Genomic DNA, 13,866 nt, shown 5'->3' with positions numbered 1-13,866 from the left:
CCCACGACCTTTGAAAAGGTCGACCAAACTTTTATAATTACCTGTCGAAACAATTTGCTAAACCATAATTTACACAAACGATTAGTATTGAATTTTGATAAATAATCTAATTTATTATGAAAAAAACCGCTTGAGCTATAAAACTCAAGCGGTTAAATTTTTATGTTTAATTATTAAGCACGAAGTTCATCTTCGTTATCGCCTGCATAATAAACTTTTTTGATGTCAGCACCCAATGCTCTGAATTTTTCAATTACATCTTCATAGCCACGCTCAATGTACTGGATACTTGAAATTTCAGTAACACCGTTAATTTCAAGTGCAGCAATAATCATTGCTGCACCGGCTCTTAGATCGGTAGCTTTTACAGGAGCTGCTGTAAGCGGAGATCCACCCTCAATAATTGCAAGTCTGCCCTCAACAGAAATGTGTGCACCCATTCTAACAAGCTCACTTACATACTGATAACGGTTATCCCATACATTTTCATTTATAATGCTTGTACCCGGTACACTTACAAGAAGTGCGGCAAATTGTGGCTGACAGTCAGTAGGAAAACCGGGATGCGGCATAGTCTTAATATTGCAACGCTTTAAAGGATTCTTTGTAGCGTCAATTTTGATAGCCTCATCGTATTCGGTAATTACAACACCCATTTCACGGAGTTTAGCTGTAATTGATTCAAGGTGCTTTGGAGTAATGTTATTTACTGTAATGCAACCTCTTGTAGCAGCTGCCGCACACATATATGTGCCTGCCTCAATCTGATCCGGAATAATCGAATATGTTATGCCGTGGAGATATTTTACGCCACGAATTTTAATAACATCTGTACCTGCGCCTCTTACATCTGCGCCCATTGAATTAAGAAAGTTAGCGAGGTCAACAATATGCGGTTCTCTTGCGGCATTTTCAATGATAGTCATACCCTCGGCTTTAGATGCCGCAAGCATAATATTCATTGTAGCGCCTACAGATACTACATCAAGGTAAATATGCTCACCGTGAAGATTATCAGCATCTGCCTCGATAATTGCGCCGTCAACAAGCTGTGTTACTGCGCCCATAGCTTCAAAGCCTTTTAAATGCTGATCAATCGGACGAACACCAAAGTTACAACCACCCGGTAAAGCAACCTGAGCTTTACCGCATCTGCCAAGAAGAGCACCGAGAAGGTAATAAGATGCTCTCATACCTCTTACAAGTTCTGTTGTTGCAGAGTGAGTTGAAATATGTGTCGGGTCTATATAAAGTGATGATTTATTAATTCTTCTTACCTGTGCACCCATCTGCTGAAGAATTCTGCTGATAAGTGAAACATCGCTGATGTTAGGTATATTTTCAATCTGACAAGGCTCGTCACAAAGGATTACTGCCGGGATAATTGCCACTGCGGCGTTTTTTGCACCGCTGATATTTACTTCACCAAAAAGCGGCTTACCGCCGTTTACTACAAACTTTTCCAAACCGTTACACTCCAATTCCATATACTGTACATTCACAATAACGAATATGTGAGTTTACATAATCTAAATCTAAATAAAAGTGCGTGCCAAAAAACAGCAACATTGATTGCTGTAAAAATGAATATCTGCCAGATTACTCAACTGATAATAGTATATCCACAAATATATTACATTTTCTTAAAACACACATTTTGCAGCATTACAACAAGGTAACACTAACATTCCTATACAGAAAATGATACTACAAAATTGTAGTAAAGTCAACGTATATTTGGAATTGTAACATATTTTTATCTAAAATGTACTCAAATTAAATAAATGAAATCAAGTTTATTCTTATTATGACTAAGCAAGATTACATACTTGTAATTATTCTTATAAAAAATAATACTGCTGTCATAATTGCAATACGGAATTAAAATCTTGCAATATTTTTCAGGATATAATTGCATATATAATGTAGGAAATTCTGAAAAATATTTAAATATTTACCAAATAATTTTTTTAATTGTATTGACAATTACTTTTTTATGTGCTATACTCAAGTTAACATATGAACATATAAGCATATGAACAGATTAATAAACGGAGATAGGAATATGGCAGAACTAAATGAAAAGAAAGAAAAAGAAATTCCTGATTTGGAAGTGCTGTTTGATTTAGCGGATCTTTTTAAAGTATTCGGCGATTCGACAAGAATCAGAATAATGTTTGCAATTTCCGATAATGAGATGTCGGTGCTTAGTATTGCAGAGGCTTTAAATATGGAGCAAAGCACTATTTCTCATCAGTTGAGAGTATTAAGACAAAACAAACTTGTTAGGGTCAGAAGAGAGGGGAAGCAAATTTACTATACTCTTGATGACGACCATGTTAAAAAAATTATTGAAATGGGACTTGATCACGTTCTCGAGTAAGGAGGGTGTTTTTTATGAAATATAATTTTACACTTGAAAATCTTAACTGTGCGCATTGTGCGGGAAAGATAGAGAAGAAATTAGCCGAAACAGACGGTTATGAGAATGTAAATTTCAACTTTGCAAATAAAAAACTCGTACTTGAGTGTTCAGATGATGTAACGGCACAGGACATACAGGCGGTTTGTGACAGTATCGAAGACGGTGTAGAAGTTATTGATAATACAAAGAGAAAGAATTTAAAGCAGTACACCTTCACACTTGAAAATCTCAACTGTGCACACTGTGCAGGAAAGATAGAGAAGAAATTAGCCGAAACAGACGGCTATGAGAATGTTAATTTTAATTTTGCAAATAAAAAACTTGTGTTTGAGTCAGCAGAGGATGTAACGGCACAGGACATACAGGCAGTTTGTGACAGCATTGAAGACGGTGTAGAAGTTATTGATAACAATGTAAAAGAAAACACCGTAACTGCCGAAAAGGTAAATTCAGCCAAGAAAGATAAAAAGGTTGAAATAAAGAATGAACTTATTTCTATTATTACAGCGGCTGTGCTTGGTGTAGCGGCTTTCGGTCTTGAACTTACTGTATTTCCTGATGCTGAATTCGGTACTGTAGGTTGGTTTGTTCTACTCGGACTAAGCCTTGTTGCCACTGTTTTGTCAGGTTGGAGAACATTTATTAAAGGCGTAAAATCGGTGTTTAAATTAGAGATAGATGAAACTACATTGCTTACAATTGCTGTTATTGCGGCATTTGCGTTAGGCGAGTTTGTAGAGGCGGCTATGGTTACTATTCTCTTTGCAGTCGGCGAAATTGTAGAAGAGAAAGCAGTATCTGCATCGAGAAGTGATATTGCAAAACTTGCGCAGATTCGTCCCGATAATGCAACCGTACTTATAAACGGCAAGGAAGTTGTAAAAGCCGCCGAGGATGTTAAAATAGGCAGTACAATTGTAGTTAAACCACACGAAAGAGTACCGCTTGATGGTGTTATTACTAAAGGAAATACTACTCTTGATACTTCGGCGCTTACAGGTGAGAGTGTTCCTGTCGATGCAGAGGCAGGCAGTGAAGTTATGAGCGGTATGATTAACGGCAATTCTCTTATAGAAATAAAAACTACTAAGGAATTTGGCGACAGTACAGCGGCAAGAATTATTAAACTTGTTGAAGATGCAGCCGCTACAAAGGGACAGAGTGAAAAGCTTATCAGCCGTTTTGCAGCTGTTTACACACCGATTATTATACTTATTTCTATTGTAGTTGCTATTGTTCCTCCGCTTGTGGGGCTTGGCAGTTTCAGCACATGGATTTATCGTGCTTTGGTTTGTCTTGTTGCATCTTGCCCTTGTGCAATCGTAATTTCGGTTCCGCTTTCTTATTATTCGGGCCTTGGCGCATCATCAAAAATCAGCGTTCTTATTAAGGGCGGCAAGTATATCGAAGCTCTTGCAAAGGCTGACGCATTTGTATTTGACAAGACAGGTACACTTACAACAGGTGAGCTTTCTGTAAACAAAGTTTTTGCTTACGGCAATCATACTTCATCTGAAATTATTGCACTTGCAGCCGCTTGTGAACGATATTCTTCACATCCGATTGCTATGGCAATAAAAAATAAGGCAGAAAAGGAAAACTTACCTGAACTTTCAGGTTACAGCGAAAAGGCGGGACAGGGAGTTACAGCTGTATATAACGGCAAAGCTCTTGTATGCGGCGGCACAAAGGTTTTAAGCGATAAACAAAAGGTAAATGCAGAAAAAACCGCATCTGTATATGTAATCTACGATGGTGAATTAATCGGTGCAATCTCTGTTAGCGATACATTAAGACCGGAGGCAAAGAGTGTAATTGCAGAGTTAAGAAAACTCGGTGTTAAAGACAGTGTAATGCTTACGGGTGATAAAAAAGAAAATGCAATGGATATTGCAAATGAACTTAAACTTGATTCTTATTCGGCAGAGCTTATGCCGTCAGATAAACTTGAAAAACTTATAGATATAAAGAAAACTCATAAGTCTGTATGCTTTATCGGTGACGGTATCAATGATGCCCCTGTTCTTACTGCGAGCGATTGCGGTTTTGCAATGGGATTCGGCAGTGAGGCTGCTATTGAGGCGGCAGATGCTGTGCTTGCGGCAGGTAATTTAAAACAGTTACCGTTGTCTGTCAGAATAGCAAAGAAAGTTGTTGCTACTGTAAAGACAAACATTACATTTGCACTTGGTGTAAAGACAATTGTAATTATCCTTGCAATACTCGGTATCGCTCCGATGTGGTTGTCTGTAATAGCAGATACAGGCGTAAGCGTACTTTGCGTACTTTATGCTGCAAGACTTCTTCATACAGTTGATAAAAAGTAATTTATAAATAGATAGATTTCCTCTCATAAAAACTACCGCATTCCGATTGGAGTGCGGTAGTTAATTGTTGCTTTTTTATTAAATTAATTGGAGTGAATTATTATTTTGCTTAACTCGTGCACTAAACCATAAATTACCCCAACTATTGACATTGAACCTTTTAACTTTGTGATAAACTAAGTTAAGCATAATTAAAAGGCTGTTCCGCAAGATAGGGAACAGCCTTTATTTAATTATAAGATTTTATCTCGGTTATTCATTTTGTAACATAAGGTCATAAGACTGTCACTTAGGTGTACATTTTCAACAAGGGTGTCGCTGTACTTTCTTGCAATGTCATAGTGACTGAAATTCCAATAGTTCTTTATGCCGTAGCCATAAAGTTTGTCAAGTACATTTTCTACACATACTCTCGGAATACACAAAAACGCTGTATTGATTTTGTTGTTTTGACAGAACTCGTCAAGCAGACTGTCGTGCATTATTGTAAGATTATTCAGCTTTTTGCCAACTTTTTCTTCGTTACAGTCAAAACAGGCGATAAGTTCAAAGCCGAGCTTTTCAAAGTTCATATGCTTGGCAACCGCTTTACCGAGGTTGCCGGCACCGATAAGTATAGCTTTATAATTATTGTTAAGACCAAGAATATTTTGTATTTCTTCCTTAAGCTGAGAAACACTGTAACCGTAGCCCTGTTGACCGAATCCACCAAAGCAGTTAAGATCCTGTCTTACCTGAGAAGCGGTTACATTCATAATTTCAGCCAGTTTTGTAGATGAAATTTTATCAATGTTTTGTTCGTTAAGCTCAGACAAGAAACGATAATATCTGGGCAGTCTTCTGATTACAGACATTGAAATGTTGTCATTTCTGGACATTGTACTTTAACCTTACTCCTTTAACCGAATTGTGTTTGCTTATGCAAGTGAAGCGGCAAGATGCTCGTTTATTGCAAGCAAGAAATCTTCTGAATTAACCTTTTTCTTGTTTTCAAGAGTTGAAATAGCATAAAGGTCGCCTGTCATAATGCCGTCTTCAATAGTGTCGATAGTAGCTTTCTCAAGCTTGTCCGCAAAGTTCATAAGTTCAGGAAGATTATCAAGCTCGCCACGCTTTCTGAGAGCGCCTGTCCAAGCAAAGAGAGTTGCAACAGAGTTTGTGGAAGTTTCCTCGCCCTTAAGATACTTATAATAATGGCGCTGAACTGTACCGTGTGCAGCTTCATACTCATAAACACCGTCAGGTGAAACAAGTACGCTTGTCATCATAGCAAGTGAGCCGAAAGCAGTAGCAATCATATCGCTCATTACATCGCCGTCATAGTTTTTGCAAGCCCACATATAGCCACCCTCACTTCTGATAACTCTTGCTACAGCGTCATCAATAAGTGTGTAGAAATATGTAATGCCTGCCTGCTCAAATTTCTCTTTGTATTCATTCTCAAAGATTTCAGCAAAAAGATCCTTAAATCTGTGGTCGTACTTCTTGCTGATTGTATCTTTTGTAGCAAACCATACATCAAGTTTCTGGTCGAGTGCATAGTTAAAACATGAACGGGCAAATGAAGAAATACTCTTGTCAAGGTTGTGCATACCCTGAATGATACCGTCTGTCTTGAAATCAAAGATTGTACTTCTTTCTTCTGTACCGTCAGGCTTGGTAACGCAAAGTTCAGCCTTGCTGCCCGCCTTAACAACCATTTCTGTATTTTTGTAAACATCACCGTAAGCGTGGCGGGCAATACAGATTGGCTTTTTCCATGTAGGAATGTATGGAGTGATACCCTTTGCAAGGATAGGACTTCTGAATACTGTACCGTCAAGGATAGCACGGATTGTGCCATTTGGTGATTTCCACATCTGCTTGAGGTTGTACTCGTCCATTCTTGCAGCGTTTGGTGTGATTGTAGCACACTTTACGGCAACGCCGTATTTCTTTGTAGCCTCTGCACTGTCAACAGTAACCTGGTCATCTGTTTTGTTTCTGTTTTCAAGACCGAGGTCATAATACTCGCTCTTTAAATCAATGTATGGGTAAATAAGAATGTCTTTGATTTTCTGCCAAAGAACTCTTGTCATTTCGTCGCCATCCATCTCAACGATGGGGGTGGTCATTTTAATTTTATCCATTAGCTGTTCTCCTTTGTATAGTCAAGCAAACCGCCTGCAAGAATGATTGCTCTTGTTCTGTCTGAAAGCTCACAGTCGGCAATAACGGTTTCGCCTGTTGTTTTGTTTACAACCGTTACGGCAGAGCCGTCTGCAATTTCTTTCTTAACATTCGGAAGCTCAAGCATATCACCAAGTTTAATTTTATCGTAATCTGCAGGATTTTGGAAAGTAAGTGGAAGAATACCTGCGTTAATGAGGTTACTCTTATGAATTCTTGCAAAACTCTTTACAAGAACTGCCTTAACGCCGAGGAAGAGCGGAGCGAGTGCTGCGTGCTCTCTTGATGAACCCTGACCGTAGTTTTCGCCGCCTACGATAATGCTCTTGCCGAGAGTTTTTGCTCTTTCAGGAAATTCCTTATCACATACTGTAAAGCAGTGCTGTGAAATAGCCGGAATATTTGAACGGAGCGGAAGAATCTTTGCACCGGCAGGCATAATGTGATCGGTTGTAATGTTGTCGCCAACCTTAAGTGAGCAAGATGCCTCTATAGAATCTGTAAGAGGGCTTGTCTTAGGATATTCCTTAATGTTTGGTCCTCTTAAGATTTCAACATTGTCCATTTCCTCAACAGGAGCAGGAGCAATAACCATATTATCATTAATGAGGAACTTCTCGGGAAGTTCAATTTCTGCGGCAGGACCAAGTTTTCTTGGGTCTGTAAATACACCTGCAAGTGCCGAAACAGCAGCTGTTTCAGGAGATACGAGGTAAATCTGACCGTCAGCTGTACCGCTTCTGCCCTCAAAGTTACGGTTGAAAGTACGGAGTGAAATACCCTTGCTGTTAGGTGACTGTCCCATACCGATACATGGACCGCAGGCACTTTCAAGAATTCTTGCGCCGGCAGCAATCATATCGGCAAGTGCGCCGTTCATAGCAAGCATATTGAATACCTGCTTACTGCCCGGAGCAATAGCAAGTGAAACGCCGTCTGCAACTGTTTTGCCCTTTAAGATATGGGCAACTCTCATAAGGTCAAGATAACTTGAGTTTGTGCAAGAACCGATACATACCTGGTCAATCTTCTGACCCTCAAGCTCGCTGATCGGTTTAACATTATCAGGTGAATGTGGGCAAGCGGCGAGCGGTTCAAGCTCCGAAAGGTTAATTTCAATAACCTCATCGTAAACTGCGTCTGCGTCTGCGCTTAACTCTGTGTAATCTTCTTCTCTGCCTTGAGCTTTAAGGAATTCTCTTGTGATTTCATCAGAAGGGAATACGGATGTTGTAGCGCCGAGCTCAGCACCCATATTTGTAATTGTAGCACGCTCCGGAACTGTAAGTGTTTTGACACCTTCGCCGCCGTACTCAACAATTTTGCCGACGCCGCCCTTAACGCTCATAACTCTTAATACTGCAAGAATAATATCCTTTGCAGAAACCCATGGGCTGAGTTTACCCGTAAGATTAACTCTTACCATCTTAGGCATTGTGATGTAATATGCACCGCCGCCCATAGCAACAGCAACATCAAGACCGCCTGCACCGATAGCAAGCATTCCGATACCGCCGCCTGTAGGTGTGTGGCTGTCGGAACCGATTAATGTTTTGCCCGGCTTACCGAATCTTTCAAGGTGTACCTGGTGGCAAATACCGTTGCCCGGTCTTGAAAAATAAATGCCGTGCTTTTTACATACAGACTGAATAAATCTGTGGTCGTCGGCATTTTCAAAACCTGTCTGCAATGTATTGTGGTCTATATATGCAACGCTCTTTTCGGTTTTGACTCTCGGAATACCCATAGCCTCGTATTCTATGTAAGCCATTGTGCCTGTTGCGTCCTGTGTAAGAGTCTGGTCAATGCGTAAGCCGATGTCGTTGCCGACAACCATTTCGCCGCATACCAAATGCTCTTTAATAATTTTCTGTGCAATTGTGTAGCCCATTTGATTACCTCCGCAAAAAGTATTTTGTGGTATTTGCATTATTAAAAGCAATAACCCGTGTACATTAATTGCCCATTATAAGGCAATTATTAGTATCTATTATATAACATTTTTCTTCTTATGTAAAGTAAAAATGGATGTAAATACGAAAATTTGCGATTTTGGCACTATCTGTTGTTTATTTTTAAAAATAAATTGAATTTTCAACATTTAGGTGATATAATAAAAAAGTATGTGTAGGATATTTGAACTTAGATTTTTATAGGGGGATAATTTTATGGAAACAAGAGAAAATTTGAGAAATATAGCTATTATCGCTCATGTTGACCACGGTAAAACAACTCTCGTAGACCAGCTCTTAAAACAGAGCGGTGTTTTCAGAGCAAATGAGAATGTGGCTGAAAGAGTAATGGATTCTAACGACCTTGAAAGAGAGAGAGGCATTACAATCCTTTCTAAAAACACCGCTGTAATGTACAACGGCATTAAGATTAATATTGTTGACACCCCCGGTCATGCCGACTTTGGCGGTGAGGTTGAGCGTATACTTATGATGGTAGACGGCGTTGTACTTCTTGTAGACGCTTTCGAGGGTTGTATGCCGCAGACAAGATTCGTTCTTAAAAAGGCTTTGGGCCTTGGCAAAAAGCCTTTGGTTGTAGTCAATAAAATTGACCGTCCGGGTGCAAGACCCGAAGAAGTTGTTGACGAAGTTCTCGACCTATTTATCGAGCTTGGCGCTGACGAGGATCAGCTTGAATTCCCTGTAGTATATGCATCGGGCCGTGACGGCTATGCAAGCCTTGATCCGCATCAGCCCGGTACAGATATGAAACCTCTTTTTGAGGCTATTATAAATGAAATTCCTGCTCCGCAGGGAGATGCAGAGGGCGGACTTCAGATTCTTATTTCAAATATAGATTCAGATCCGTTTGTGGGCAGAATTGGTGTAGGCAGAGTTGAGAGAGGCACTGTAAAAACAGGTCAGAGCGTTGCAATCTGTCATACAGACGGCAATGTAACAAAGAACGCAAGAATCGGTAAGATTTATCAGTATGAGGGACTTAAGAGAGTTGAGAGCGAAACTGCTGAAATGGGTGATCTTATCTGTGTAAGCGGTATTCAGGATATTAATATCGGTGAAACAATTTGCGACCCTGAAAATATTGAACAGCTCCCGTTTGTTAAGATTGACGAACCGACCGTATCAATGAACTTTATTGTAAATAACTCTCCGTTTGCCGGCAGAGAGGGTAAGTATGTTACATCAAGAAATCTTCGTGACAGACTTTTCAAGGAAATTGAAACCAATGTTGCGTTAAGAGTAGAAGAAACAGACAGTGCGGATACATTTAAAGTATCGGGCAGAGGCGAGCTTCATCTTTCAATTCTTATTGAAACAATGCGCCGCCAGAATTATGAGTTCCAGGTATCTCGTCCACAGGTTATCACAAAGATGATTGACGGTAAGTTGAACGAGCCTATGGAAATGCTCATTATTGAAGTACCTGACGCTTATGTAGGTGCAGTTATGGAAAAACTCGGTTCAAGAAAAGCTGAACTTATTAATATGGGCACCCGTGAGGGCGGTTCTACTCACATTGAGTTCCGTATTCCGTCAAGAGGTCTTATGGGTTACCGTCCCGAATTCCTTACAGATACAAACGGTAACGGTATTATGAACCATGTGTTTGACGGATATGAGCCGTACAAGGGTGAAATCGTAACCCGTCATCAGGGTTCGCTTATCGCTTTTGAAACAGGCGAAACAGTAACTTACGGTTTGTATGCGGCACAGGAGAGAGGCAGACTCTTTGTCGGCCCGGGTGTTCCTGTATATGAGGGTATGATTGTAGGCGCAAGCCCTAAGTCAGAAGATATTACTGTTAATGTATGTAAGAAAAAGCATATCACAAATACCCGTGCTTCAGGTTCTGATGATGCACTTAAACTTACACCGCCGTCAATTCTATCGCTTGAGCAGTGTCTTGAGTTTATTGCAGATGATGAGCTTGTAGAGGTTACTCCCGAAAATATCCGTATGCGTAAGCGTATTCTTTCTAAGGAACAGAGAATGAAACAGGCATTCCATAAAAAATAATGAGTTTTGTAGTATTAGACCTTGAATGGAACGGCTCATACAGCAGTAAAGAACACAGATTTGTAAATGAGATAATTGAGTTCGGGGCAGTTAAAACTGACGAAAATCTGAATATTATTGACAGATTTGAAATGCTTATTTCTCCGCAGATAGGCAAAAAACTTTGTTCAAAGGTTAAAAAGCTAACCAAAATCACCAACGAAGAATTAAGAGAAAACGGCTGTACATTTATGCACGCTGTTTCTGAATTTAAAAAATTCTGCGGCGATTGCGTTTTGGTGACATGGGGTACAAGCGACATTCTTGCATTGATTGAGAATTATATGTACTATGCTCACAGGCCCGAGCTGCCTTTTCTCACAAGCTATTGCAATGTGCAGGATTATTGTGAAAAATGTCTTTCCGTAAATGATAAATCTTCTCAACTCGGATTATCCGTATGCGCAGATATGCTTGCAATTAACTTTGATGTTGAAGAACAGCACCGTGCATATGCCGACGCAGAGCTTACATTAAAGTGTATGAAACATTTTGTCGAGGATTATCCGATAGACGATTTTATCAAAGATGCAACGGCTCACGAATTTTATGACAGACTGCTGTATAAAAATCATTTTATTACAGATATTAATAATCCGGAGATTGATAAACGCAGTATGCGCTTTAATTGCGATGCTTGCGGAAGGCAGGCTGCAAGACAGGCAAATTGGAAAGTAAAAAACAAAAGTTTTGTTGCTCCCTTTTTGTGTAAAAAGTGCGGAAGAAAGTTTACGGGTAAAGTTTCCTTTAAAAAGAAATATGACGGAGTTACCGTCAGAAAGCGTATAGTCGAGTATGTTGAAAAGCCTGTTGACGAAAACAGCGAAAATAAGGCTTAGTATAATAATACCTTCTATACATATATCAGCATATAGAAAAACCAATGCCGAACGGTCAGACTAAGACTGTTCGGCATTTTTAAGAATAGAATGTGAATTTGGTTTCATTGTTATTTCAATTTATTTCATATTTATTTCAAAACGAGTTCATATAGTTTTCACTTGGCAAAATTATTATATATACATCGTAAGAGATACGAAAGACATAGCATTTAAGGAGGACTAAAAAATGCTTGATAATAAAAATCCAAATGAATTCAATGATATTTATTCAGGTAATGCTGAAAATACACCTGAAAGCAACACAGACATTCCGCAGAAGAATGCAGAGGCTTCATATGAATGGAATTCCGATAAAAGCGACAACAAGTCAGACAGCACAGAATACCATTATTCATATGTAAACGGCAATAATAAAGACGCTTCGCATAATCCTAACAGATATAACGAGCCTACTCAATATTCTTCACAGAATACAAGTTCGGGATACAGCAATAATTATCAAAATCCAAATACAAACGCTTATGATAATTACCAATCAAACGGTTACACTGCACAGAACCAACAGTCACAGAATGTATATAATTCTCAACCGTACGGTACTGCTCCCAATCATTCGGCAAACGCAAAACCGCCTAAGGCTAAAAAGCCTAAAAAACAGAGAAAACCAATATCAAGAGGCGGTATTGCAATAGCACTTGCAGTTACAATGGTGTTCTCTTGCGGACTTGGCTTTGGCGGCGGTTATTTTGCAAATAAGGTAAATACCAGTACAAGCGGCAGTTTAAATATTACCAAAACAAGCAACAGCGGCACAACCACAACTGCTTCAAGTACATCTAAGGCAAATTCAACCTCTGAAATTGTTAAAAAGACAGCCGACAGTGTTGTTGAAATTTCAACAGAAAGCGTTGTAACGGGTTCATTTGCTCAACAGTATGTTCAGCAGGGTGCGGGTTCAGGCGTTATTATTTCTCAAGACGGTTATATTCTTACAAATAACCATGTAATTAACGGAGCAAATTCTGTTAAGGTAAGACTTAGAGATTCCACAGAGTACGATGCAACAATCATAGGCAGTGATTCAGATAATGATATTGCTTTGTTAAAGGTGAATGCAACAGGACTTTCGCCTGCAACTTTCGGTGACAGCAACAGTCTTGCGGTAGGTGACTATGTAGTTGCTATCGGCAACCCACTCGGTGAACTTGGCGGTACAGTTACAGACGGTATCATCAGTGCACTTGCAAGAAAGGTTACTATTGAAGATACACAAATGACACTTTTGCAGACAAATGCACAGGTAAACCCGGGTAATTCCGGCGGCGGACTTTTTAATGCAAACGGTGAACTTGTCGGTATCGTAAACGCAAAGCAGAGTGCAACCGAAGTTGAGGGTATTGCTTTTGCTATTCCGATTAACAATGTACTTGATATTTTAAGTGACCTTAAAGAATACGGTTATGTAACAGGTAAGGTTGATCTTGGTATTGACTTTACAGATATTACTTCTGACGAAACAGCTTTCTATTACGGTGTAAATCAGACAGGTTGCTATGTTCTTTCTGTTGATTCCGGTTCAAATGCCGAAAAAGCAGGAGTTACAAGAGGTGACCTTGTAACAAAGGTAAACGATACAGATGTTTCTTCGTCATCGGACATTACTGCTGCACTTGAAAAAGCAGAAGTAGGCGATACAGTTACATTTACTGTAAGCCGCAGAGGAACAAGTAAGACAATTTCATTTGTACTTGAAGAATATATACCTGCGGTAAGCAATTCTCAAATCACTAACGGCTCACAAAAGAGCACTACTCCGACATCAGACAGCGAAAATTCAACCGGTGACGACTCTATTTGGTCACAGATGTTTGGATGGTAATGCTGCTGTTTATATATAAATAATTCATTCTAATCTCTCCATACACAACAGCCGATGCGTTTTGCACCGGCTGTTGTGCTGTTTAGCGGTTTTGCAAAAATAATAGGGCAGACAAAGCGTCAGCCCTATTATGGTTTAGTGTATTAAATTGCGGTAGCAAAAAGTATTTGTGGGCTTTGCCCACACAGATCGG

At 39.5% G+C, this 13,866-nt stretch carries 9 protein-coding genes; 5 read left to right on the top strand and 4 right to left on the bottom strand.

Features of this window, described 5'->3' with window-relative positions:
- Positions 1-173 precede the first annotated feature (173 nt).
- A complete protein-coding gene (gene murA, locus AAAY30_RS09990; protein ID WP_186936338.1) occupies positions 174-1,466 on the bottom strand; it encodes a UDP-N-acetylglucosamine 1-carboxyvinyltransferase in 1,293 nt (430 codons plus the stop codon).
- Between the two features lie 599 nt (positions 1,467-2,065).
- Here murA and AAAY30_RS09985 point away from each other — a divergent pair.
- Together AAAY30_RS09985 and AAAY30_RS09980 are read left to right on the top strand one after the other, a co-directional pair.
- A complete protein-coding gene (locus AAAY30_RS09985) occupies positions 2,066-2,383 on the top strand; it encodes an ArsR/SmtB family transcription factor (protein WP_022234585.1) in 318 nt (105 codons plus the stop codon).
- Between the two features lie 14 nt (positions 2,384-2,397).
- Positions 2,398-4,752 carry a heavy metal translocating P-type ATPase gene (locus AAAY30_RS09980; protein WP_499215747.1) on the top strand — a complete coding sequence of 785 codons (2,355 nt, stop codon included), beginning with the start codon at positions 2,398-2,400 and terminating at the stop codon, positions 4,750-4,752.
- 233 nt (positions 4,753-4,985) lie between these two features.
- On the opposite strand, the gene AAAY30_RS09975 is transcribed toward AAAY30_RS09980, so the two are convergent.
- The 3 genes from AAAY30_RS09975 to AAAY30_RS09965 are packed head-to-tail and all read right to left on the bottom strand — an operon-like array spanning position 4,986 to position 8,812.
- Positions 4,986-5,630 (bottom strand): redox-sensing transcriptional repressor Rex, encoded by a 645-nt coding sequence (locus AAAY30_RS09975; RefSeq protein ID WP_186936336.1) that lies wholly within the window; start codon positions 5,628-5,630, stop codon positions 4,986-4,988.
- Between the two features lie 39 nt (positions 5,631-5,669).
- Entirely contained in the window at positions 5,670-6,881 is a 1,212-nt protein-coding gene (locus tag AAAY30_RS09970) for an NADP-dependent isocitrate dehydrogenase (protein WP_499222360.1), read from the bottom strand.
- Complete coding sequence (locus tag AAAY30_RS09965; protein ID WP_195410779.1) at positions 6,881-8,812, bottom strand: aconitate hydratase; 1,932 nt, start codon at positions 8,810-8,812, stop codon at positions 6,881-6,883. The genes AAAY30_RS09970 and AAAY30_RS09965 overlap by 1 nt, the downstream gene beginning before the upstream one ends.
- Before the next feature lie 277 nt (positions 8,813-9,089).
- Here AAAY30_RS09965 and typA point away from each other — a divergent pair, with 277 nt between their 5' ends.
- The 3 genes from typA (at position 9,090) to AAAY30_RS09950 (ending at position 13,673) form a co-directional block, all read left to right on the top strand.
- Entirely contained in the window at positions 9,090-10,913 is a 1,824-nt protein-coding gene (gene typA, locus AAAY30_RS09960) for a translational GTPase TypA (protein ID WP_022234710.1), read from the top strand.
- Entirely contained in the window at positions 10,913-11,791 is an 879-nt protein-coding gene (locus tag AAAY30_RS09955) for a 3'-5' exonuclease (protein WP_195410777.1), read from the top strand. The genes typA and AAAY30_RS09955 overlap by 1 nt, the downstream gene beginning before the upstream one ends.
- Before the next feature lie 229 nt (positions 11,792-12,020).
- Positions 12,021-13,673, top strand: coding sequence for a S1C family serine protease (locus tag AAAY30_RS09950; RefSeq protein WP_295054439.1), 1,653 nt, complete (start codon positions 12,021-12,023; stop codon positions 13,671-13,673).
- Positions 13,674-13,866: the final 193 nt, after the last annotated feature.

It is taken from the genome of Ruminococcoides bili (assembly GCF_040093295.1).
GTDB classification, from domain to species: Bacteria; Bacillota; Clostridia; order Oscillospirales; family Acutalibacteraceae; genus Ruminococcoides; species Ruminococcoides intestinale_A.
This window is presented reverse-complemented; position numbering and strand designations above follow the sequence as displayed.